Annotated in this window: 22 protein-coding genes; 18 read left to right on the forward strand and 4 right to left on the reverse strand. The window is 71.0% G+C overall.

What is annotated here, in order from left to right; genetic code table 11:
* Positions 1-7: 7 nt before the first annotated feature.
* The 14 genes from V9U70_RS28150 to V9U70_RS28215 all read left to right on the forward strand — a co-directional run bounded on the left by V9U70_RS28150 (position 8) and on the right by V9U70_RS28215 (position 12,861).
* Positions 8-655, forward strand: coding sequence for an L-threonylcarbamoyladenylate synthase (locus tag V9U70_RS28150; protein WP_336679782.1), 648 nt, complete (start codon positions 8-10; stop codon positions 653-655).
* Positions 652-1,290, forward strand: coding sequence for an arsenate reductase/protein-tyrosine-phosphatase family protein (locus V9U70_RS28155; protein WP_336679784.1), 639 nt, complete (start codon positions 652-654; stop codon positions 1,288-1,290). Before V9U70_RS28150 ends, V9U70_RS28155 begins: the two co-directional genes overlap by 4 nt.
* Positions 1,291-1,486: 196 nt before the next feature.
* Positions 1,487-2,773 carry a serine hydroxymethyltransferase gene (locus V9U70_RS28160; RefSeq protein ID WP_336679785.1) on the forward strand — a complete coding sequence of 429 codons (1,287 nt, stop codon included), beginning with the start codon at positions 1,487-1,489 and terminating at the stop codon, positions 2,771-2,773.
* 83 nt (positions 2,774-2,856) lie between these two features.
* The gene (locus tag V9U70_RS28165; RefSeq protein WP_336679786.1) at positions 2,857-4,251 is read left to right on the forward strand and encodes an MraY family glycosyltransferase; all 1,395 of its coding nucleotides are present in this window, start codon (positions 2,857-2,859) and stop codon (positions 4,249-4,251) included.
* Between the two features lie 265 nt (positions 4,252-4,516).
* Positions 4,517-4,957: a Cg1360 family ATP-synthase-associated protein gene (locus V9U70_RS28170; RefSeq protein WP_336679787.1), complete on the forward strand. Its 441-nt coding sequence runs from the start codon at positions 4,517-4,519 to the stop codon at positions 4,955-4,957.
* Between the two features lie 200 nt (positions 4,958-5,157).
* Positions 5,158-5,991, forward strand: coding sequence for a F0F1 ATP synthase subunit A (atpB, locus tag V9U70_RS28175; RefSeq protein ID WP_336679788.1), 834 nt, complete (start codon positions 5,158-5,160; stop codon positions 5,989-5,991).
* 86 nt (positions 5,992-6,077) lie between these two features.
* Positions 6,078-6,308: an ATP synthase F0 subunit C gene (atpE, locus tag V9U70_RS28180; RefSeq protein WP_007447723.1), complete on the forward strand. Its 231-nt coding sequence runs from the start codon at positions 6,078-6,080 to the stop codon at positions 6,306-6,308.
* Between the two features lie 41 nt (positions 6,309-6,349).
* Entirely contained in the window at positions 6,350-6,886 is a 537-nt protein-coding gene (locus V9U70_RS28185; protein ID WP_336679790.1) for a F0F1 ATP synthase subunit B, read from the forward strand.
* Positions 6,883-7,698 carry a F0F1 ATP synthase subunit delta gene (locus tag V9U70_RS28190; RefSeq protein ID WP_336679791.1) on the forward strand — a complete coding sequence of 272 codons (816 nt, stop codon included), beginning with the start codon at positions 6,883-6,885 and terminating at the stop codon, positions 7,696-7,698. The genes V9U70_RS28185 and V9U70_RS28190 overlap by 4 nt, the downstream gene beginning before the upstream one ends.
* A gap of 152 nt (positions 7,699-7,850) precedes the next feature.
* Positions 7,851-9,422 carry a F0F1 ATP synthase subunit alpha gene (atpA, locus tag V9U70_RS28195; protein WP_336679793.1) on the forward strand — a complete coding sequence of 524 codons (1,572 nt, stop codon included), beginning with the start codon at positions 7,851-7,853 and terminating at the stop codon, positions 9,420-9,422.
* 3 nt (positions 9,423-9,425) lie between these two features.
* The gene (locus V9U70_RS28200) at positions 9,426-10,343 is read left to right on the forward strand and encodes a F0F1 ATP synthase subunit gamma (protein ID WP_336679795.1); all 918 of its coding nucleotides are present in this window, start codon (positions 9,426-9,428) and stop codon (positions 10,341-10,343) included.
* Complete coding sequence (atpD, locus tag V9U70_RS28205; protein ID WP_336679797.1) at positions 10,344-11,795, forward strand: F0F1 ATP synthase subunit beta; 1,452 nt, start codon at positions 10,344-10,346, stop codon at positions 11,793-11,795. It begins immediately after the preceding gene.
* A 110-nt stretch (positions 11,796-11,905) separates the two neighbouring features.
* Positions 11,906-12,280, forward strand: coding sequence for a F0F1 ATP synthase subunit epsilon (locus V9U70_RS28210; protein WP_096626830.1), 375 nt, complete (start codon positions 11,906-11,908; stop codon positions 12,278-12,280).
* A gap of 134 nt (positions 12,281-12,414) precedes the next feature.
* Positions 12,415-12,861 (forward strand): DUF2550 domain-containing protein, encoded by a 447-nt coding sequence (locus V9U70_RS28215; protein ID WP_336680126.1) that lies wholly within the window; start codon positions 12,415-12,417, stop codon positions 12,859-12,861.
* A gap of 424 nt (positions 12,862-13,285) precedes the next feature.
* Here V9U70_RS28215 and V9U70_RS28220 read toward each other — a convergent pair whose 3' ends face one another.
* From V9U70_RS28220 to V9U70_RS28230, 3 genes are all read right to left on the reverse strand, one after another.
* On the reverse strand, positions 13,286-15,163 hold the full coding sequence (locus V9U70_RS28220; protein WP_336679799.1) for a glycoside hydrolase family 18 chitinase: 1,878 nt from the start codon (positions 15,161-15,163) through the stop codon (positions 13,286-13,288).
* Positions 15,164-15,329: 166 nt separating this feature from the next.
* Positions 15,330-15,980: a response regulator transcription factor gene (locus tag V9U70_RS28225; protein WP_336679801.1), complete on the reverse strand. Its 651-nt coding sequence runs from the start codon at positions 15,978-15,980 to the stop codon at positions 15,330-15,332.
* Positions 15,977-17,182 carry a sensor histidine kinase gene (locus V9U70_RS28230; RefSeq protein WP_336679802.1) on the reverse strand — a complete coding sequence of 402 codons (1,206 nt, stop codon included), beginning with the start codon at positions 17,180-17,182 and terminating at the stop codon, positions 15,977-15,979. The genes V9U70_RS28225 and V9U70_RS28230 overlap by 4 nt, the downstream gene beginning before the upstream one ends.
* A gap of 151 nt (positions 17,183-17,333) precedes the next feature.
* On the opposite strand from V9U70_RS28230, the gene V9U70_RS28235 reads away from it, so the two are divergent.
* Positions 17,334-17,903 (forward strand): hypothetical protein, encoded by a 570-nt coding sequence (locus V9U70_RS28235; protein ID WP_336679804.1) that lies wholly within the window; start codon positions 17,334-17,336, stop codon positions 17,901-17,903.
* A 54-nt stretch (positions 17,904-17,957) separates the two neighbouring features.
* Here the strand turns inward: V9U70_RS28235 and V9U70_RS28240 are convergent, their stop codons facing one another.
* Positions 17,958-18,530, reverse strand: coding sequence for a cob(I)yrinic acid a,c-diamide adenosyltransferase (locus V9U70_RS28240; RefSeq protein WP_336679806.1), 573 nt, complete (start codon positions 18,528-18,530; stop codon positions 17,958-17,960).
* Between the two features lie 207 nt (positions 18,531-18,737).
* Between V9U70_RS28240 and V9U70_RS28245 the strand changes: the two genes are divergently transcribed.
* The 3 genes from V9U70_RS28245 to V9U70_RS28255 all read left to right on the forward strand — a co-directional run bounded on the left by V9U70_RS28245 (position 18,738) and on the right by V9U70_RS28255 (position 22,885).
* Positions 18,738-19,586 (forward strand): 3-hydroxyacyl-CoA dehydrogenase family protein, encoded by an 849-nt coding sequence (locus V9U70_RS28245; RefSeq protein ID WP_336679808.1) that lies wholly within the window; start codon positions 18,738-18,740, stop codon positions 19,584-19,586.
* A 244-nt stretch (positions 19,587-19,830) separates the two neighbouring features.
* Positions 19,831-20,154, forward strand: a complete 324-nt coding sequence (locus V9U70_RS28250) for an STAS domain-containing protein (RefSeq protein ID WP_028438726.1) — start codon at positions 19,831-19,833, stop codon at positions 20,152-20,154.
* Between the two features lie 235 nt (positions 20,155-20,389).
* The gene (locus tag V9U70_RS28255) at positions 20,390-22,885 is read left to right on the forward strand and encodes an ATP-binding protein (protein ID WP_336679812.1); all 2,496 of its coding nucleotides are present in this window, start codon (positions 20,390-20,392) and stop codon (positions 22,883-22,885) included.
* Positions 22,886-23,107: the final 222 nt, after the last annotated feature.

Here is a 23,107-nt window from a genome sequence, read left to right on the forward strand (position 1 = left end):
CCGGCTGATGGCACGGCGATACGACTGCAACGACGCCACCGACCGGAGCACGGGCCTGCGCGAGGCCGCCTCCGCCGTCCGCCGGGGCGAACTGGTCGTGCTGCCCACCGACACCGTGTACGGGATCGGCGCGGACGCCTTCAGCTCCGAGGCCGTCACCGACCTGCTGGACGCCAAGGGCCGCGGCCGCAACATGCCCACCCCCGTCCTCATCGGCTCCCCGAACACGCTGCACGGCCTGGTCACCGACTTCTCCGAGGAGGCCTGGGAGCTGGTCGACGCCTTCTGGCCCGGCGCGCTCACCCTCGTCGCCAAGCACCAGCCCTCGCTCCAGTGGGACCTCGGCGACACCCGGGGCACCGTCGCCATCCGGATGCCGCTGCACCCCGTCGCCATCGAGCTGTTGACCGAGGTCGGCCCGATGGCCGTCTCCAGCGCCAACCTCACCGGGCACCCCGCCCCGGAGAACTGCGACGCCGCCCAGGGCATGCTCGGGGACTCCGTCTCCGTCTACCTCGACGGCGGGCCGACGCCCGGCATCGTGCCGTCCTCGATCGTCGACGTCACCGGCGCCGCCCCCGTCCTCCTGCGCGCCGGCGCCGTCTCCGCGGAGGAGCTGCGCAAGGTGGTACCCGACCTCGAGGTGGCCAATTGACCGCCCCCGAGGGGCGTGGCATAGCGGGGCGGAGGGACACCTTCCGCATCCTCCACGTCAGCACCGGCAACGTCTGCCGCTCACCGATCACCGAGCGGCTGACCCGGCATGCCCTGGTGGACCGCCTCGGCGACCCGCTCAGCGGCGGCCTCATCGTGGAGAGCGCCGGCACCTGGGGGCACGAGGGCGCCCCCATGGAGGCCAACGCAGAGGTCGTCCTCGCCGACTTCGGCGCGGACCCCAGCGGCTTCGTCGGCCGGGAGCTGCTCGACGAGCACGTCATCCGCGCCGACCTGGTCCTCACCGCCACCCGCGACCACCGCGCCCAGGTCATCTCCATGGGCCACTCCGCGGGCCTGCGGACCTTCACCCTCAAGGAGTTCACCCGGCTGGTGCGGGCCATAGACCCGGCCACCCTGCCCGACCCCCGCGAGGGCGTCGTCGAGCGCGCCCGCGCCCTGGTGCGCGCCGCCGCCGCGCTGCGCGGCTGGCTGCTGGCCCCGACCGCGGAGGCGGACGAGGTCTACGACCCCTACGGCGCGCCCATCACCTTCTTCCGCTCCGTCGGCGACGAGATCAACCAGGCGCTCGACCCCGTCGTCACCGCGCTCACGGGGGTAGGCGCCCCGCACTGAGCGGCGCAGACGTCTCGACCGACCGGCTCGCGCGCGCCGCACGGCGACGGCCCCCCGCCTCCGCCGCACGGCGACGGTGCGCCGACCGGGGTACGGGGCCGCCCGACAACGGGCGCGCCCGCCCGTCCCGGCCTACATTGGACGGACACCGGCGCACTACCGCCGGCACGCCCTCCTCCAGGCCCGGAGCCGTCCCATGCCGGTCACCTCTCCCGCCGCGCCGACGCCCGCGGCCGTGCCTCCCGCGTCCGACGCCCGGCCCGGGGACCGGGCCGCCCTGCTCCGGCAGGACCCGGAGATCGCCGGGGTGCTGCTCGCGGAGCAGGACCGGCAGGCGACCGCCCTCCAGCTGATCGCCGCCGAGAACTTCACCTCGCCCGCGGTCCTCGCCGCCCTCGCCTCCCCGCTCGCCGACAAGTACGCCGAGGGCTATCCCGGCGCCCGCCACCACGGCGGCTGCGAGCACGCGGACGCCGCGGAGCGCATCGCGATCCGCCGGGCCACCGCCCTCTTCGGCGCCGAGCACGCCAACGTCCAGTCGCATTCCGGGTCCTCCGCCGTCCTCGCCGCCTACGCCGCGCTGCTGCTCCCCGGCGACACCGTGCTCGCGATGGGACTGCCGTACGGGGGCCACCTCACCCACGGGGCGCCCGGCAACTTCTCCGGACGCTGGTTCGACTTCGTCGGCTACGGGGTGGACCCGAAGAGCGGGCTCATCGACTACGAGCGGCTGCGCGCGCTGGCCCGTGCCCGCCGCCCCAAGGCCATCGTCTGCGGCTCGATCTCCTACCCCCGCCACCCCGACTACGCGCTGTTCCGGGAGATCGCCGACGAGGCCGGCGCGTATCTGATCGTTGACGCCGCGCACCCGATGGGGCTGATCGCCGGGGGAGCGGCCCCGAGCCCCGTCCCGTACGCCGACGTGGTCTGCGCCACCACGCACAAGGTGCTGCGCGGGCCGCGCGGCGGCATGATCCTGTGCGGCGGCGCGTTGGCGGAGCGGATCGACCGGGCGGTGTTCCCGTTCACCCAGGGCGGCGCGCAGATGAACGCGGTGGCGGCGAAGGCCGTCGCGTTCGGCGAGGCGGCGACCCCCGCGTACGCCCTCTACGCCCACCAGGTCGTGGCCCACGCCCGGGTGCTCGCGGCCGGCCTGGAGGCGGAGGGGTTCGAGGTCACCACGGGCGGCACCGACACCCACGTCATCGTCGCGGACCCGGCCCCCCTGGGCGTCGACGGCCGCACCGCCCGCGCACGCCTGGCGGCGGCCGGCATCGTCCTGGACACCTGCGCGCTGCCCCACGCGGACTCCCGCGGCATCCGCCTGGGGACCGCCGCCGTCACCACCCAGGGGATGGACGACGGGGACATGGCCACGATCGCCGCCCTGTTCGGGGCGGCCGTACGGGGGCCCGGCGATCCGGCCGCGGTCGCGGCCGAGGTCCGGGAACTGGCCCTGCGCCACCCGCCGCGCCCGGGGTAGGGGAGGACGCCGGAACCATCACCCGTACCGTGGAGTCCTTGTCATGAGACTAGGGTGTGGGGCTGAGATGGTCGGCGAACTCTGTGGGGCAGCCCGTGCGTGATTACCTGCTGACGCTCTGTGTGACGGCCGCGGTGACCTACCTGCTGACCGGACCGGTGCGTAAGTTCGCCATCGCGGTCGGGGCGATGCCCGCGATCCGCGCCCGGGACGTCCACCGGGAGCCGACTCCCCGGCTCGGCGGCATCGCCATGTTCGGCGGGCTGTGCGCGGGACTGATCGTCGCCGATCACCTCCACAACCTGAACGGCGTCTTCGAGCTCTCCAACGAGCCGAGGGCGTTGCTCTCCGGCGCCGCCCTGATCTGGCTGATCGGCGTCCTGGACGACAAGTTCGAGATCGACGCCCTGATCAAGCTCGGCGGCCAGATGATCGCCGCCGCCGTCATGGTCATCCAGGGTCTGACGATCCTGTGGCTGCCGATCCCCGGCGTCGGCACCGTCCCCCTCACCCAGTGGCAGGGCACGCTGCTCACGGTCGCCCTGGTGGTCGTCACCATCAACGCGGTCAACTTCGTGGACGGTCTGGACGGGCTGGCGGCCGGCATGGTGCTCATCGCCTCCGCCGCGCTCTTCCTGTACACCTACCGCCTCTGGTACGGCTACGGCATCGAGGCGGCCGCCCCGGCGACGCTCTTCATGGCGATCCTCATGGGCATGTGCCTGGGCTTCCTGCCGCACAACATGCACCCGGCGCGGATCTTCATGGGCGACTCCGGCTCGATGCTGATCGGGCTGGTGCTGGCCGCCGCCGCGATCTCGGTGACGGGCCAGGTGGACCCCGACGCGATGAAGCTGTTCGTGGGCAGCGAGCGGCAGGCCACCCACGCCCTGCTGCCGGTGTTCATCCCCCTGCTGCTGCCGTTGACGATCATCGCGATCCCCGCCGCCGACCTCATCCTCGCCATCGTCCGGCGCACCTGGAACGGCCAGTCGCCGTTCGCCGCGGACCGGGGCCACCTGCACCACCGGCTGCTGGAGATCGGCCACTCGCACAGCCGGGCCGTGCTGATCATGTACTTCTGGTCGGGGCTCATCGCCTTCGGCGCGGTCGGCTACTCCGTGCACTCGGCTTCCATGTGGATCGTCTTCGCGATCATCGCGGCGAGCGCGGTCGGCCTGCTGCTGCTCCTGCTGCCCCGCTTCACCCCGAGGGCCCCGCGGTGGGCCAACCGCTTCGTGCCGCCGCGCTACCGTCGCGGCACGGCCGGGGAGGAGGCGTCCCACGAGCCGGCTGAGGGGCAGGAGGGGGCGTCGGCCGCCCCTGAGGCCCAACAGGGCCCGAAGGGCGCTCAGATGGGCGAGGAGAGCCCCGAACGGCCGCCTGTGGCGGTCGGGGTGTCCGGTGTCAACGGGGCGACCGCGATCGGCGCTCGTTCGCGTCTACCCGATCGTCACTCCATCGACTCGTCCCGTTGACGATGAGGACTCCGTCGTGCATTACCAGACATTGCGCCGTATCAACGTGCACACACGCGCGAACTAACCCTCACGTGTGACAGTTGGCACACTTTCCAGGTAAAGACCTCATCAAATAGTTTGTGATACCGTTCACGAAACCCGTGGCGGAGCCGAAGGACCCGAGCGAGACGGTCCATCGGCCCGCATCTCCGCTCCGCGGACCGGGCCTACGCTCGTCCATGACGACGCCCCATTCCTCCCTCAGACCAGTGGAGCTGCCGCCATGCAGTCCGACATGCGCGAACTACTGCGCATCGCCGCCCCCACCGCCGCAGTCGGCGCCGTCGCCACTCTTGTCGGCGGCCTGCTCGCCGGTGGCGAGGGGGCCGTCGGCGCCGCAGTGGGCTGCGTGGTCGTCATCTTCTTCATGGCGCTCGGACAGCTGGCGCTCCAGTGGGTCGCCAAGGCCATGCCTCACCTGTTCCAGGGCATGGGGCTGCTGGTCTACTCCGCTCAGCTCGTGCTTCTGCTCGTCTTCATCATGAGCATCAAGAACACGTCCCTCTTCGACCTTCAGGTCTTCGCCCTCTCCCTCGTCGCCTCGGTGATCACATGGATCGCCGTGCAGGCGGTGCGGCAGGCCAGGAGCAAGACCCTGTACGTCGATCCCGAGGCGGAGACCCGGGACCGTCAGGGCGGAGCTGGAGGAAAGCGTGACGAGTAGGGCCGGGATAAAGCCGTGTTCGACGTGCTGCTATCGTCCGGTCTCGGTTGCGGTACTGCGGGCGCGGACACGAGGGCTGTCGCCTGATTCATCGCGAGGCTTCGGGCCCGGCCGCCGCCTCCTCACCGTAAGAACCAGTCCGGTGCCGACCTGCGGCTGCCAGCCGCTCCGATACAACGAGGTAGCCGTATCCATGCGCCATGCAGAAGGAGCTCCTGGTGACTGCTGACGCCCAGACGCTCGCCTTCGAGGTTGACTGCCACCTGTTCCAGGGCTCGTGCGGCTTCCCAGCCCCGAGCGCGTGGTCGTTCATCTTCGACCCGATTTTCAGTATCGGTCCGGTCGAATTCAACAAGCCGATGCTGCTGGCCATCATCGGAACGATCGCCATCCTGGGCCTGTTCTGGGCCGGCTTCTCCAAGCCCAAGGTCGTTCCGGGCAAGCTGCAGTTGGTGGCCGAAGCCCTTTACGACTTCGTGCACCGGGGAATCGCCAAGGAGATCATCGGCAAGAAGGGCGAGCCCTTCGTCCCGCTGCTGGTGTCGCTGTTCTTCTTCGTCTGGATGATGAACCTCTGGGCGATCATTCCGCTCGCGCAGTTCCCGGTGAGCTCGCTCATCGCCTACCCGGTCGGACTGGCCCTGCTCGTCTGGGTCGTCTACATGTCGGTGACCTTCCGGAACCACGGCTTCGTCGGCGGTATCCGCAACCTGTGTGTGCCCAGTGGTCTGCCGAAGCCGATCTACGTGATCCTGACGCCGATCGAGTTCGTCTCGAGCATCTTCGTGCGCCCCTTCACGCTGGCGGTCCGACTCTTCGCGAACATGTTCGCGGGGCACATCCTCATCCTGGTCTTCACGATCGCGACCTGGTACATGCTGGGCACGGTGCTGGGCACCGTGTACGCCACCGCGTCGCTCGCCGTGACGCTGGCCCTGACCGTCTTCGAGATGTTCATCCAGGCGCTCCAGGCCTACGTCTTCACCGTGCTGACCGCCACGTACTTGTCCCAGGCGCTCGAAGAAGCGCACTGAGGACATCCGGGCCACGGCCCGGACACCCCCAGACGTCCGGTGGATGCAATCTCCACCGGCCAATCAAGAGAAGGAATCACAGATCAATGTCTGAGACTCTCGCAGCCGTCACGGGCAACATCGGCACCATCGGCTACGGCCTCGCCGCGATCGGCCCCGGCGTCGGCATCGGCATCATCTTCGGTAACGGCGTGCAGGCCATCGCCCGCCAGCCCGAGGCTGCCGGCCTCATCCGCCAGAACATGCTGCTCGGCTTCGCGGTGATCGAGGCCCTGGCCCTGATCGGCTTCGTCGCCCCCTTCATCTACCCGAAGTAGTCCAGGCGACCTGACGATACGTTTTCGACGAAAGGTCCACCATGTTGCATCTGGCAGCTGAGGAGCCGCAGTCACCGCTGTTTCCGGTCTGGCCCGAGATCGTCATCGGTCTGATCTGCTTCAGCATTGTCTTCTTCGTCTTCTACAAGAAGCTCCTCCCGGCCATCAACAAGGCCCTGGACGAGCGTCGTGAGGCGATCGAAGGTGGCATCGAGAAGGCCGAAGCGGCTCAGACCGAGGCGCAGAGCGTTCTTGAGCAGTACAAGGCTCAGCTCGCCGAGGCCCGCCACGAGGCCGCTCGTCTGCGCCAGGAGGCGCAGGAGCAGGGTGCCGTCATCATCCAGGAGATGAAGGCGGAAGGTCAGCGGCAGCGCGAGGAGATCATCGCCGCCGGCCACACCCAGATCGAGGCCGACCGCAAGGCCGCGGCCGCGGCCCTGCGCCAGGACGTCGGCAAGCTCGCCACCGACCTGGCCGGCAAGCTCGTCGGGGAGTCCCTCCAGGACCACGCCCGGCAGAGCGGAACCGTCGACCGTTTCCTCGACGAGCTCGAGGCGAAGGCCGAGGCAGTCCGATGAACGGCGCGAGCCGTGAAGCACTGGCTGCCGCACGCGAGCGTCTCGACGCGCTGACCGACAACACGTCGGTCGACGCGGCGAAGCTCGCCGAGGAGCTGGCGTCGGTCACCGCGCTGCTCGACCGCGAAGTGTCCCTGCGCCGGGTCCTCACGGACCCGGCCCAGAGCGGCGAGAGCAAGGCCGAGCTGGCCGCGCGTCTGCTCGCCGGTCAGGTGGGCGGTGAGAGCATCGACCTGGTCTCCGGACTGGTCCGCTCCCGCTGGTCGCGCTCGCGTGACCTGGTGGACTCGGTCGAGGATCTGGCGAACACCGCAGACCTCACCGCGGCCCAGCGCGCCGGGGTTCTCGACGACGTCGAGGACGAGTTGTTCCGGTTCGGCCGGATCGTCGGCTCCGACCCGGAGCTGCGGTCCGCGCTCACCAGCCGTACGGCCACGGCCTCGGCCAAGGGCGGGCTGCTCCGCAGCCTGCTCGGCGGCAAGGCGCAGCCGGTCACCGAGCGGATCATCGTCCGCCTGGTGACCCAGCCCCGTGGACGTAGCCTGGAGGCGGGGCTCGACTCGCTGTCCAAGCTCGCCGCGGAGCGCCGGAACCGCATGGTCGCCGTCGTCACCTCCGCGGTGCCGCTCAGCGACCGGCAGAAGCAGCGCCTCGGCGCCGCGCTGGCGAAGCTCTACGGCCGGCAGATGCACCTGAACCTGGACGTGGACCCCGCGGTCCTCGGCGGGATCTCGGTGCGGGTCGGAGACGAGATCATCAACGGCACGGTCGCGGAGCGTCTCGACGAGGCGACCCGTCGCATGGCCGGCTGAACCGGCTCAGCGCGACAGACCGTGCGTTTCAACTGAACGAGCAAGACCAGCGGCCCGGTTGGGCCGTGCAGAAATTGCAGAAGATTCCTGGGGGTCGGCCCCCAGACCCCCTTAAGAAACTTCGGGCCCAACAAGGAGAGCAGGGAACCCAGATGGCGGAGCTCACGATCCGGCCGGAGGAGATCCGGGACGCACTGGAGAACTTTGTCCAGTCGTACAAGCCGGACGCGGCCTCGCGCGAGGAGGTCGGTACGGTCAGCGTTGCCGGCGACGGCATCGCGAAGGTGGAGGGTCTCCCCTCCGCCATGGCGAACGAGCTGCTGAAGTTCGAGGACGGCACTCTCGGTCTCGCCCTCAACCTCGAAGAGCGCGAGATCGGTGCGATCGTCCTCGGCGAGTTCAGCGGCATCGAGGAGGGCCAGCCGGTGCAGCGCACCGGTGAGGTGCTCTCCGTCGGCGTCGGCGAGGGTTACCTCGGCCGCGTCGTCGACCCGCTCGGCAACCCGATCGACGGTCTCGGCGAGATCGAGACCGACAGCCGACGCGCCCTTGAACTGCAGGCCCCTGGCGTCATGGTCCGTAAGTCGGTGCACGAGCCGATGCAGACCGGCTACAAGGCCGTCGACGCCATGGTGCCGATCGGCCGGGGCCAGCGTCAGCTGATCATCGGCGACCGCCAGACGGGTAAGACCGCGCTGGCCGTCGACACGATCATCAACCAGCGCGACAACTGGCGCTCGGGCGACGTGAACAAGCAGGTCCGCTGCATCTACGTCGCCATCGGTCAGAAGGGCTCCACCATCGCCTCCGTGCGTGGTGCGCTCGAAGAGGCCGGTGCGCTGGAGTACACGACCATCGTCGCCGCCCCGGCGTCCGACCCGGCCGGCTTCAAGTACCTGGCGCCGTACACCGGTTCGGCCATCGGCCAGCACTGGATGTACCAGGGCAAGCACGTCCTGATCATCTTCGACGACCTCTCGAAGCAGGCCGACGCCTACCGCGCCGTGTCCCTGCTGCTGCGTCGCCCGCCGGGCCGCGAGGCCTACCCGGGTGACGTCTTCTACCTGCACTCGCGTCTGCTGGAGCGCTGCGCCAAGCTCTCCGACGAGATGGGCGCCGGTTCGATGACGGGTCTCCCGATCGTCGAGACCAAGGCGAACGACGTGTCGGCGTTCATTCCGACCAACGTCATCTCCATCACCGACGGCCAGTGCTTCCTGGAGTCCGACCTGTTCAACGCGGGTCAGCGTCCGGCGCTCAACGTCGGTATCTCGGTCTCCCGAGTCGGTGGCTCCGCGCAGCACAAGGCCATGAAGCAGGTGTCCGGCCGCCTCCGTGTCGACCTCGCCCAGTACCGCGAGCTGGAGGCGTTCGCCGCCTTCGGTTCCGACCTGGACGCGGCCTCGAAGGCCTCGCTGGAGCGCGGTAAGCGCATGGTCGAGCTGCTGAAGCAGCCGCAGTACGCCCCGTTCCCGATGGAGGAGCAGGTCGTCTCCGTCTGGGCCGGCACCACCGGCAAGATGGACGACGTCCCGGTCGAGGACATCCGCCGCTTCGAGGGCGAGCTGCTGGAGTACCTGCGCCGCGAGCGCAAGGACCTCCTGACCAGCATCGCCGAGGGCGGCAAGATGTCCGACGACACGCTGCAGTCGATCGCCGACGCGATCGCCGCCTTCAAGCAGCAGTTCGAGACCTCGGACGGCAAGCTCCTGGGCGAGGGCTGATCGATGGGCGCTCAGCTTCGCGTTTACAAGCGCCGCATCCAAGCCGTCACCGCGACCAAGAAGATCACCAAGGCGATGGAGATGATCGCCGCCTCGCGCATCGTCAAGGCGCAGCGCAAGGTGGCGGCATCTATGCCGTACGCGACCGAGCTCACCCGAGCGGTGACCGCGGTGGCGACCGGCTCCAACGCCAAGCACCCGCTCACCACCGAGGTCGAGACGCCGACCCGGGCCGCGGTCCTGCTCGTCACGAGCGACCGCGGACTGGCCGGCGGCTACTCCTCCAACGCCATCAAGGCGGCGGAGCGGCTGCGGGAGCGCCTTGCCTCCGAGGGCAAGGAGGTCGACACGTACATCGTCGGCCGCAAGGGTGTCGCGTACTACGGCTTCCGTGAGCGCAAGGTCGCGGAATCCTGGACCGGCTTCACCGACAACCCGGCGTACGCCGATGCCAAGCGCATCGCCGCCCCGTTGATCGCGGCCATCCAGAAGGACACGGCCGAGGGCGGCGTCGACGAGCTGCACATCGTCTTCACGGAATTCGTGTCGATGATGACGCAGAACGCCGTCGACGACCGGATGCTGCCGCTTTCGCTCGACAAGGTGGCGCAGGAGAGCACCCGCAAGGGTGAGATCCTGCCGCTGTTCGACTTCGAGCCGTCGGCTGAGGACGTCCTCGACGCCCTTCTGCCGCGCTACGTCGAGAGCCGTATCTACAACGCACTGCTGCAGGCAGCCGCTTCCGAGCACGCTGCCCGCCGTCGCGCGATGAAGTCGGCGACCGACAACGCCGGGGACCTCATCAAGAGCCTCTCCCGGCTTGCCAACGCGGCCCGCCAGGCCGAAATCACCCAGGAAATCAGCGAGATCGTCGGCGGCGCCAGTGCTCTGGCCGACGCGACCGCGGGGAGTGACAAGTAAATGACGACGACTACTGACAGCGCTGTGACGGCCGCTGCCACGGGCCGCGTCGCCCGGGTCATCGGCCCGGTCGTCGACGTGGAGTTCCCCGTCGACGCGATGCCGGAGATCTACAACGCCCTGCACGTCGAGGTCGCCGACCCGGCCGAGGACGGCGCCCGCAAGGTGCTGACCCTCGAAGTGGCCCAGCACCTGGGCGACGGCGTGGTCCGTGCGATCTCGATGCAGCCCACCGACGGCCTGGTCCGCCAGGCCGCGGTGACCGACACGGGCGCGGGCATCACCGTCCCCGTCGGTGACATCACCAAGGGCAAGGTGTTCAACACCCTCGGCCAGATCCTGAACGAGCCGGAGGCCGAGGCGCAGATCACCGAGCGCTGGCCGATCCACCGCAAGGCCCCGGCCTTCGACCAGCTCGAGTCCAAGACCGAGATGTTCGAGACCGGCCTGAAGGTCGTCGACCTGCTGACCCCGTACGTCAAGGGCGGCAAGATCGGTCTGTTCGGTGGTGCGGGCGTCGGCAAGACGGTCCTCATCCAGGAAATGATCATGCGTGTGGCGAAGCTGCACGACGGTGTGTCGGTGTTCGCCGGTGTCGGCGAGCGCACCCGTGAGGGCAACGACCTCATCGACGAGATGACCGAGTCGGGCGTTCTGGACAAGACCGCGCTCGTCTTCGGCCAGATGGACGAGCCGCCGGGCACCCGTCTTCGGGTCGCCCTGTCCGCCCTGACCATGGCGGAGTACTTCCGCGATGTGCAGAAGCAGGACGTGCTGCTCTTCATCGACAACATCTTCCGCTTCACGCAGGCCGGCTCCGAGGTCTCCACGCTGCTCGGCCGCATGCCGTCCGCGGTGGGTTACCAGCCGACCCTGGCCGACGAGATGGGTGTGCTCCAGGAGCGCATCACCTCGACGCGTGGTCACTCGATCACCTCGATGCAGGCGATCTACGTCCCCGCGGACGACCTGACCGACCCGGCCCCGGCCACCACGTTCGCCCACCTCGACGCGACGACGGTTCTCTCCCGTCCGATCTCGGAGAAGGGCATCTACCCGGCCGTGGACCCGCTGGACTCCACGTCCCGCATCCTGGACCCCCGCTACATCACGCAGGAGCACTACGCCGCGGCCAGCCGCGTCAAGGGGATTCTGCAGAAGTACAAGGACCTCCAGGACATCATCGCGATCCTCGGCATCGACGAGCTGGGCGAGGAGGACAAGCTCGTCGTCCACCGTGCCCGTCGCGTCGAGCGCTTCCTGTCGCAGAACACCCACGCCGCCAAGCAGTTCACCGGCCTGGACGGTTCGGACGTTCCGCTCGACGAGTCGATCGCCGCGTTCAACGCGATCTGCGACGGTGAGTACGACCACTTCCCGGAGCAGGCGTTCTTCATGTGCGGTGGCCTGGACGACCTCAAGGCCAAGGCCAAGGAGCTCGGCGTCTCCTGAGCCTCTGGCTCACCGAGGGGGGCGGGTGTGTCCCGCCCCCCTCCCCACGCCCCGTAGAATTGACCCAACACCCGGCATCGACCGCCGGGTGGTGACCCGAGGAGCCACCCTTGGCTGCTGAGCTGCATGTCGAGCTGGTCGCCGCGGACCGCAGTGTTTGGTCCGGCGAGGCCACCCTGGTCGTCGCGCGCACCACGTCCGGCGACATCGGCGTCATGCCCGGTCACCAGCCGCTTCTCGGTGTGCTGGAATCGGGCCCGGTGACGATCCGCACGAGCGAGGGCGGCACTGTCGTCGCCGCTGTGCACGGTGGATTCATCTCGTTCGCGGACGACAAGCTGTCGCTGCTGGCCGAGATCGCCGAGCTGGCGGACGAGATCGATGTCGAGCGCGCCGAGCGGGCGCTGGAGCTGGCGAAGTCGGAGGCGGACGCCGCTGCCCAGCGGCGTGCGGACGTACGACTGCGCGCGGTGGCGGTGCGCTAGCACCCCCACTGACAGATGTTTTTACTCAGCCGCGGCCCGAGCTGGAGCGATCCAGCCGTGTCGCGGCTGAGGCGATGCAGGTGCATGGCGGTTTTCGGTATCCGTTACTCGACGATGCGAGGAGGTCGGTGGAGATGGTCCTCGCGTTGTGGGTGGGGGGTCTGGTCGTCGTACTGGTCCTGTTGGGCCTGTTCGTCTTCGGTCTGCGACGGCGGCTGATCCAACGCTCCGGTGGCACCTTCGACTGCAGTCTGCGCTGGGACGTGTCCGAGGAGCCCGACCCCTCGGGCAAAGGCTGGGTGTACGGTGTCGCCCGCTACAGCGGAGACCGTCTCGACTGGTTCCGTGTCTTCTCCTACGCTCCTCGCCCCCGCCGGGGCCTGGAGCGTTCTGCGATCGAGGTGACCGCCCGCCGACTGCCGGAGGGCGAGGAGGAGCTGGCGCTCCTGTCCGACTCCGTCGTCCTCGGCTGCCTCCACCGCGGGACCCGCCTGGAGCTGGCGATGAGCGAGGACGCCCTGACCGGCTTCCTCGCCTGGCTGGAGGCCGCCCCGCCCGGCCAGCGGGTCAACGTGGCGTAGGGCCCGCGTCAGAGGCCCACGGAGTCCTGCGCGGACGCCTGCGATGCCCGCGCGCCCATGGCGCGCGGGCATCGTCGGTGCGGGGCGTCGAAGGCGCCGGCGCCTTGGCGCCGTGCCCTCCAGGGGCCCTGACCGCCCAGGGGCCCGGCCGCCCAGGGGCCCGGCCACCCGGAGGCCCGGCCGACCAGGGGCCTGACCGCCTCCGGGCCCTGCCGCCCTCGGGTCCGAGGGCCTCCGGGGACCGACCACTCCCGGGCGCCCGAGCACTCCGGGGCCCGCCGGCGCCCCGCGGCCCTGCCGCCCTCGGGCCCGACCGTGTCCGCGCGGTGCACAGCGAAAAGCCGGGGAGACAGGGGGCGGACCTGTCTCCCCGGCGCTTTTCCGGGGTGGTGCTGGTTTTACGGTTTGGGGATCAGCACCGGTACTACTGGAGACCGCTGTCGATCGCGCTCACCAGTTCACCGTTGGTGGTGTCACCGCTGAACTCCCAGAAGAACGCGCCACCCAGACCCTGGTTCTTCGCCCAGGTCATCTTCGAGCCGATGGTGGCCGGGGTGTCGTAGCTCCACCAGTCGGTGCCGCAGTGGGCGTACGCGGTGCCGGCGATGGTGCCGGTGGCGGGGCAGGAGTTCTTGAGGATCTTGTAGTCCTCGATGCCCGACTCGTACGTGCCGGAGGCCGCGCCGGTCGCCGTGCCGCCGGGGGCGGACTGGGTGACGCCGGTCCAGCCGCGGCCGTAGAAGCCGATGCCCAGGAGGAGCTTCTCGGCCGGGACGCCCTGCGCCTTCAGCTTGGCGATGGCGTCGGCGGAGGTGAAGCCCTGCTGCGGGATGCCGGCGTACGACGTGAGCGGGGAGTGCGGGGCCGTCGGGCCCTGCTTCGCCCACGCGCCGAAGAAGTCGTACGTCATCACGTTGTACCAGTCCATGGACTGGGCCGCGCCGGCGTAGTCGGTGGCGTCGATCTTGCCGCCGTCCGAGGCGTCCGCGGTGATGGCGGCGGTGACCAGGTTGTCCGAGCCGAACTTCGCCCGGGTGGCGTCGGAGAGCTTCTTCAGCGCGCCCGGACCACTGGTGTCACAGGTCAGACCACAGGCGTTGGGGTACTCCCAGTCGAGGTCGATGCCGTCGAAGACATCGGCCCAGCGGGGGTCCTCGACCAGGTCGTAGCAGGACTGGGCGAAGGCGGCGGGGTTCTGCGCGGCCTGGGGGAAGCCGCCGGACCAGGTCCAGCCGCCGAACGACCAGAGGACCTTGATGTGCGGGTACTTGGCCTTCAGCTTGCGCAGCTGGTTGAAGTTGCCGCGCAGCGGCTGGTCCCAGGTGTCGGCGACGCCGTCGACGGACTGCTCGGCGGTGTACGCCTTGTCGTAGTCGGCGTACGCGTCACCGATGGTGCACTTGCCGTTCTGCACGTTGCCGAAGGCGTAGTTGATGTGCGTGATCTTCGCCGCGGAGCCGGACGTCACCAGGTTCTTGACGTGGTAGTTGCGCCCGTAGACGCCCCAGTTGGTGAAGTAGCCCAGGTTGATCTTGTCGCCGGGGGGAGGCTCCTCGCCTCCGCCGCCGCCGGTGGTGCGGACGGAGACGGAGCCGGAGACCGGGCCGGTCTGGTCGGCGGTGTCCCGGGCCTGCACGGCGTAGGAGTAGTCGGTGCCCGCGGTCAGACCGGTGTCGGTGTACGTGGTGCCGGTGACCGTGGCGACCTTCGCTCCGCCGCGCAGCACGTCGTAGTTCTTGACGCCCTTGTCGTCCGTCGCGGCGGACCAGTTGAGCTTCACCGAGGTGTCGGTGACGCCGCTGGTGGTGGGGGTGCCGGGGGCCGAGGGGGCGGTGTCGCCGGGGACGCTGCCGCCGTCACAGGAGGCGCCGTTCAGCTTGCATCCGGAGGGGGAGCCGGAGCCGGTGCCGTTGAAGCCGAAGCTGATGCTGGAGCCGGGGGGCAAGGACCCGTTCCAGCTGAGGTTCTTCGCGGTCCAGTGCGTGCCCGAGCCGGTCACGGAGGCGTCCCAGGCGGAGCCGACCGAGGTTCCGGAGGGGAAGTCCCACTCGACCGTCCAGGACGAGAGCGCGGTGGTGCCGGTGTTCTTCACCGTCCACTGGCCCTCGAACCCGGTGCCCCAGTCCGACTTCTTGGTGTACGTGGCGGTGGCCGACGTGGCGGCCGAGGCTGGGGAGGCGAGCCCCACCATGGCCGCCAGCGGGACCGCGAGCGCGGTCAGGCCCGCGACGACCTTGGATCTGCCGGTCCGGGTGGGTGCCCATCTGAACCGGGAACGGCGTTGGGGGGATTCAGTACTCAACGGTGCTCCTCGGGTGAGGTCCAACAAACGGGGGTGATTCGTGGACTGCAACCCTGCGCCGCCCTGAGTACGCAATGCTCCGTACTCACCGCAGTGTGCGTTCGGTGACAGTAGGAAGGTCTGGACCAATCGTCAAGAGGTCTGGACCAAAGAGGGGGAGCTGAGGTCAGATCCCCAACTCCTGCGCCAACACCGCTGCCTGGACCCGGCTGCGCAGCTCCAGCTTCCCCAGCACCCTGCTGACGTGCGTCTTCACCGTGGCCTCTGCCATCGAAAGCCGCACCGCGATCTCCGCGTTCGACAGCCCCTCGCCCAGACAGGCCAGCACTTCCCGTTCGCGCCGGGTGAGCGATTCCAGCGCCGCCGGACCGGCCTTCGCCCCGCGGTGCGCCGACGTCGCGCCGGCGAACTCGGCGATCAGCCGGCGCGTCACGGCCGGGGCGATCAGCCCCTCGCCCCGCGCCACCGTGCGGACCGCCTCCAGCAGATCGCGGGCGTCGGTGTTCTTCAGCAGAAAGCCGGCGGCCCCCGCCCGCAGGGCCCCGAAGACGTACTCGTCCAGATCGAACGTGGTCAGCACCAGGACGTCCGCCAGCCCCTCCGCCACCACCTGCCGCGTCGCGGACACCCCGTCCAGCCGGGGCATCTGCACGTCCATCAGGACCAGGTCCGGGCGCAGCTCCCGGGCCATGCGCACCGCGGCCTCGCCGTCCGCCGCCTCCCCGACGACCTCGATGTCCGGGGCGCTGCCGAGAATCAGCACCAGCCCCGCGCGCACCGCCGACTGGTCCTCCGCGACCAGCACCCGGATCGTCATTCCCCTGCCGTCCTCTCCGCGACGGGCAGTTCGGCCCGCACCCGCCAGATCGTCGTGCCGTCTTTGCCGTCGCCGGGCTCTGCCCGGGCGCTGATCGTCCCGCCGAGCAGCGCCACCCGCTCCCTCATGCCCACGAGTCCAGCCCCAGAACCCGGCGCCGTGGGCCCCGGACGGCTTCCGAACACGCTGGTCACCTCCACCGTCAGCACCTCGTCCGCCAACGCCAGCCGCACGGTGACCGGGCCCGGTGCGGCGTGCTTGAGGGCGTTGGTCAAGGATTCCTGCACGATCCGGTAGGCGGCCAGCTCGACCGGCGTCGGCAGCGCCCCGGCCCCGGCCGGCCGGGTGTCCTCAAGCGTGCAGACCAACCCGCTGGACGCCCCGTTGACCTCTGTCTGCGCCACCAGCGCGTCCAGGGAGGCGAGCGTCGGCGCGGCCGCCGGGGCATCCTCCTCGCCGCCCTTCCGCAACAGCCCGATCAGCCGGCGCATCTCCGCGAGGCCCTCGACGCTGTTCTCCCGGATCACCTTCAGGGCGCGCCGCGAGGTCTCCGGGTCGTCGATGGACAGGGCCGCCGTGGAGTGGATCGCGACGGCGGAGAGGTGGTTGGCCACCATGTCGTGCAGCTCCCGGGCCATCCGGGCCCGCTCCGCCACCACCGCCTGCGTCCGGTCCATCTCGGCCAGCCGGGCGGTCTGCCGGGCGGCCAGCCGGGCGGCCTCCGCCGCGGTGCGGTGGTTGCGCACACTGACGCCGGTGAGCGCGGGGACGAAGGAGACCAGCCCGATGACGACGCCGATCAGCAGCGCCTCCGGCCTGCCGAGCCAGGCCGGCAGCCCGATCATGGCCGCCACCGTGATCAGGAGCGAGACCACCGGGATGCGGCGCGCAGAGGCCGGGGGCCCGTAGAGCACGGACGCGTACATGATGTCCGTGAACATGAGGACGGTCGCCAGGCTGCCCCGCGTGAACTGGTCGAGGACCAGCGCCAGCGTGCCGACGGCCAGAGCGGTCCGCGGGGCGCTGCGGCGCAGCAGCTCCATCGAGGCCATCACGGTCAGCGGGATCAGCGCGGCCCAGGGCGCACCGAAGGGGCGGCCCCCCTGGGTGGGCAGCCCGAGCCGCCACAGGAGCAGCCCCCCGAGCAGCCCGGAGGCGGCGAGGGCCGCGTCATGGCGGTGGGGGCGGAGCACGGCGGACATCCCTCCATCCAACACGCGGCGCGGGCGGCCGGCCTCCCTTCCCCGGCCGATACGCGGCTACATCGAAGGATGCAGTCCCGTTTCGTCACTGCCGACGACGCCGTCCTGGCCGACGGGCGGGAGGCTGGGGGAGAACGGGAGGAGAGAAGCTGTGATCGCCCTACTGATCGTGCTCTGCGAGGTCGCCTTCTGGGTGCTGCTGGCCGTGGGACTCGCCCTGCGCTACGTCGCGAGGAAGCCCCGGCTCGGTGCGGCCGTGCTGCTCTGCGAGCCACTGCTGGAGGTCGTGCTGCTGGTGGTGACGGCGATCGACCTGAAGAACGGCGCCGCACCCGACTGGAAGCACGGTCTGGCCGCCGTCTACATCGGCTTCACCGTGGGCCTGGGCCACTCCACCATCACGTGGGTGGACGCCCGTGTCGCCCACCGCTGGTTCGGCGGGCCGCCGCCGCAGAAGCCGCCGAAGTACGGCATGGCCCGCGCCCTCCACGAGTGGCGCACGGCCGCCCGCTGGATTCTCGCCGCCGTGATCGCGCTGGCGCTGCTCCAGGCGGCCGTCTGGTACGTCGGCACGGGCGGGGACACCGGCTCCCTGCGGATGTGGCAGCAGAAGATGGGCTGGGTGATCGGCGTCAACCTGGTCATCGCCGCGGGCTACACCGTCTTCCCGAAGCAGGCGCCGAGAGACGTGGGAGCGCGGGAGCCGGCCGACCGGCCCTGAGCCCCCGCGCGCCGGCCGCGCCCCGGTCGGCTCCGGAGTGCGGCCGGCGCCCCGTCAGCGTTCGCCGCCCGGTACCCACAGCACGTCGCCGAGCTCCTTGTTCGCGCTCCGCGCCAGGATGAACAGGAGGTCGGACAGCCGGTTGAGGTAGGTGGCGGTGAGGGCGTTCATCGACGCGCCGTGCACCTCCAGGGCCGCCCAGGTGGACCGCTCGGCCCGGCGGACCACGGTGCACGCCTGGTGGAGGAGGGCGGCGCCGGGCGTGCCGCCCGGGAGGATGAAGCTGCGGAGCTTCTCCAGCCCCTCCAGGAAGCTGTCGCAGTCCGCCTCCAGCTTGTCGACGTAGGACTGCTCCACCCGCAGCGGCGGATACTTCGGGCCCTCCACCACCGGGGTGCACAGATCGGCGCCCACGTCGAAGAGGTCGTTCTGGACGCGGACGAGCACCTTCACCACGTCCTCCGGCAGCTGCCCGAGCGCGATGGCGCTGCCGATCGCCGCGTTGGCCTCGTTGGCGTCCGCGTACGCCGAGATCCGCAGATCGGTCTTGGCGGTGCGGCTCATGTCGCCGAGGGCTGTGGTGCCCTGGTCGCCGGTCCGGGTGTAGATGCGCGTCAGATTGACCATGGGGTCAGCGTAGTTACGCCTCGGGGGCTCAACTGCGCGCGGCGCGGGACCGAATGACGCGCCTTGGTGTGATGTCCGTCATCCGAGACGTGACGCGCATCTCTTCACGGCCCCAGCGCGCCCGACGGGTACTAACCTCCGCCGGAGAGCATGTGAACCGCTGTGAACTGAAGCCGCACGGACGAACAGAAACCAAGGGGTGCGAACGTGGCCAGGAAGCTCGCCGTCATCGGGGCCGGACTCATGGGGGCCGGGATCGCGCAGGTCTCCGCCCAGGCGGGCTGGGACGTGGTGCTGCGGGACGTCACCGACGCCGCGCTGACCCGTGGCCGTGACGGCATCGCGGCCTCGTACGAGAAGTTCGTCTCCAAGGGCAAGCTGGAGGCGTCCGACGCCGAGGCGGCGCTCGCCCGCATCACCACGACCACCGACCTCGACGCCGTCGCCGACGCGGACGTCGTCGTGGAGGCCGTCTTCGAGAAGCTCGAAGTCAAGCACGAGATCTTCCGGACCCTGGACAAGCTCGTCGGCGAGCACACCGTCCTCGCCTCCAACACCTCCGCGATCCCGATCACCAAGATCGCGGCCGTGACGGAGCGTCCGGAGCGCGTCGTCGGCGTGCACTTCTTCTCGCCGGTGCCGATGATGCGGCTCGTCGAGCTGGTGCGCGGCTACAAGACGAGCGACGAAGCCCTCGCCACCGCGCGGGAGTTCGCCGAGTCCGTCGGCAAGACCTGCATCGTCGTCAACCGGGACGTCGCGGGCTTCGTCACCACCCGGCTGATCTCGGCGCTCGTCGTCGAGGCCGCCAAGCTGTACGAGTCGGGCGTCGCCTCTGCCGAGGACATCGACACCGCCTGCAAGCTGGGCTTCGGCCACGCCATGGGACCGCTCGCCACGGCCGACCTGACGGGCGTCGACATCCTGCTGCACGCCACCGGCAACATCTACACCGAATCCCAGGACGAGAAGTTCGCCGCCCCCGAGCTGATGCGCCGGATGGTCGACGCAGGTGACATCGGACGCAAGAGCGGGCAGGGCTTCTACACGTACTGACCGGGCTCGCGCCCGTATCGACCGGTCCCGCCTCCCCCGGCCCGCCGATCCCCCGCCGTCAGGGCCCGGGGGCGGGGGAGTTTACCCGGCGGGGGCCGGTCTCCGCCGAACCGGCGTCACTCCACCGAGTGAATTCGGTATCGATTCACTTACAGACGGCAACTTCCCTGTCGTCGCGGCAGTCAGTTGTGGCAGACAGAACAGACAGACGGATCTTGCTACGGAGTACCACCGGGGAGCGCATATGCACATCAGGGGCGACCACGCCGAGCTGGTCGTCGGGGGCCGCCTCGACGTCCGAAGCGCGGCGGACGCCCGTACGGTCCTCCACTCGGCCGTCGACGACGGAGCCGGCGACCTGGTGCTGGACCTGACCGAGCTGGACTCCTGGGACGCCACCGGACTCGGCGTCATCATGGGGGCCCACCGCCGCGCCGGGCGGGCGGGACGCCGCCTCGTGCTGCGCGGCGTGCCGCCGCAGATGCAGCGCCTCCTGGTGGCCACCCGGCTGCACCGCATCCTGGCCATCGAGGGCGGCATCGCCGCCGAATCGCTGCCGCGCGTCTGAGCGCACGGGAGCGAGCGGGCCGTGCCCGGCGGCAGAAGTCGCCCAATCCTCACCGGAACGTGATCTCCCGGACGGCACGGCACCCCGCCCGTTCGTAGATACTGGTCCAAGGCCTAGGGTTTCGGCCGTCCGCCGAATGACACCGACCCATGGCGGACACCGGACCGGAAGCGACAGCGGGGCGTGCGAGGCCGGCAGGGGCGACCGCGCACGACGCGTCTGGGGGACTTTGGCGATGGACCCGACACACCGGGGACCGGAAGAACACGAGCAGGGCCACGACGGCTCCGGCGGCGACCAGGGCCGGCGGCGCACCACCCGCGACTCCGGCGCCGCCGGCTTCGGCCAGCAGACGCCGCAGCAGGTCCGCGTCGTGCAACTGACCGTCGACGATCTGCTGCTGACGGTCAACCCCGTCGACGGGAGCGAGGTCGAGGCCTGCCCGCCGGGCTCGCAGCCCGCCGCCCCCGTCCGCCGCACCCCCGCGGAACGCGCCGACCACGAACGGGCGGGCACGCCCCCGGTCCCGGCCGGCCCGCCCGCACCGCGGCTCCCCCTGCTGGAACGCCAGGAGGAGCGCGAGCGGCTGACCCGTCTCCTGGCCCGCGGCCGCAGCGTACGGCTGACCGGGCAGCCCGGTTCCGGCCGGACCGCGCTGCTGGACGCCGTCGCCGCGGACTGCGCCGACCTGGCCCCCGACGGCGTCATACGCCTCAGCGGCCGCGGGCGCACCGCATCGGACCTGCTGCACGCCCTCTTCGGCACGGTCTACGAGGCCCCGCGACACCGTCCGGGCCGCGACGAACTGCTCGCCCTCGTCCGGGGCATCGGCGCCGTCGTCATCGTCGACGACCTGGAGCTCGGCGGAGCGGCCCTCGACGAGCTGCTCGACGCCGCCCCCGAGTGCGCCTTCCTGCTCGCCACCACCCCCGAGGCCGCCGCCCCCGGCGTGGACAGCCACCCGGAGGAGGTCCTCCTCGCCGGCCTCGGCCGCGGAGCCTCGCTCGAACTGCTGGAGAAAGTCGTCGAGCGCCCGCTCTCGGAGGAGGAGCGGAACTGGGCGGGGGACCTCTGGTTCGAGTCCGAGGGTCTGCCGCTCCGCTTCGTCCAGGCCGGATCGCTCCTCGGGCGGGGCGACCGGACGCCTGCGGACCCCGAAACCCCCGACGGATACGGCTACTTCGAGCCACCTGCGGACGACGCCTCCGAAGGGTCCCGGGCCGACGCCCCCGAGGCCCCGCTGCCGAGCCTCGGCGAGGGGGCGGCGCCCGCCGTGCTGCTCGCCTCACGGCTCAGCGAAGCCGCCCGCGACACCCTGCGCTTCGCCGTCGCCCTCGGCGGCGAAGTGCCCCACCAGGCCCACCTGCCGGCCCTCGTGGGAGACACCCACGCGGACGCCGCGCTCGGCGAGCTCGCCGGCTGCGGCCTGCTCTCCCCGGCCGGGTCGCGCTACCGCCTGGCCGCCGGCGTGCTCGCCCAGCTGGAGGCCGGCGGTTACGCGGACGACGCCGCCGCCCACGCCCGTACCGCCGCCCAGCACTACGCCTGGTGGACCGCGCACCCCTCGGTCACCCCGCAGCGGGCCGCCGCCGAGTCCGACGCCATCGTCGCGGCCCTGGGCCGGCTGGTCCCCGGCGACGAGGTGGGGCAGGCCAGCGCGGCCGTCCTGCTGGCCCGCAGTGCCGCTCCGGCCTTCGCCGCGGGCCTCGACTGGGGAGCCTGGGAGCGGACCCTGAGGATCGGCCAGGAGGCCGCCAGGATCGCCGGCGAGGTCGCGGAGGAGGCCTACTTCCACCACGAGTTGGGCGTCCTCGCGCTCTGCACCGGCCATCCGGACCGCGCCCGGGCCGAGCTGGAGACCTCGATCGGCATGCGCGGTGCGCTCGCCGACCGGTCCGGTGCGGTGGCCGGACGGCGCGCGCTCGCCCTGGTGGCGGACCGCTCGGGCGACTTCACCCTCCTCCGCGCCATGGCGCCGGACGACGAGGTCCCCGTCGTACGCCAGGAAGCCCCGGGCCCCGCCGCGCCGCCCGGCGGGAACCCGGCTTCGACGCCGTCCGTCTGGCGGGCCGTCGAGGAGAACCCGACTCTGGTCTCCGCCTCGCTGCCGCCGGGTTACCCGCCGCCGCACAAGAACGGCGGCCGCGCCCTCCTGGGCGGAGCGAGGCGCAACCTGGCCGCCGCGGGCGCGGGCGCGCTGCTGATCGCCGTGCTCGGGACCGTGGTCACGCTGGGCGTCACCGCGGACGGCGAGGAGCCGGGCAGCCGCAACGTCACCACGGAGCAGTCGGCCACCGAGGACGCCACGGACGAGGAGCTCCCCCCGCGGGAGACCGAGGACGGCCCCGCGCCCGGCGGCGGGACGACCGGCGGCGGAGCGCCCACCACGCCCACTCCCTCGGAAACGGCCGGCCCCAGCGAGTCGGGCACGCCCTCTCCGAGCGCCTCCACGAGCGATGACGCGTCGTCGGGCACGGACGAGCCGACGGACGACGAGAGCAGCACGTCGGGGGAGCCGTCCCCGACCGAGACCTCGCCCGACCCCTCGCCGACCGAGGACGAGAGCGAGAGCCCCAGCCCGACGCCGTCCGAGTCGCAGGGCGAGTCCCCGGACCCGGAGCCGACCCCGTCCCCCGACGACCCGTCCGCGCCGGACAACACGGCCTCCGCCGCCCGCCCGGTCGGGACCGACGCCGGGGAGAGCGACGAGGCCACCGTCCCGGCGGTCTGAGCAGGGGAGGCGGACCCGTCGGCGTTCCGGCGCGGGGGAGCCCGGGGAGGCCGCTTCCCGGATGCCGACGGCTTCCGCGCTCCGGGGCGCCGCCGCGCTCCGGCACCGCCGACCCGGGCGGGCGGAGCTTTCGGCCCTGTGGACCAGCTCCTTCAGGGCGTCGGCCCCTGGACGCGTGAGGCCGGGCGGTTCACGAGCCGCGCGAGCCGCCCGGCCGCTTCA

This window comes from Streptomyces pratensis, assembly GCF_037137275.1.
Classification (GTDB): Bacteria; Actinomycetota; Actinomycetes; order Streptomycetales; family Streptomycetaceae; genus Streptomyces; species Streptomyces pratensis_B.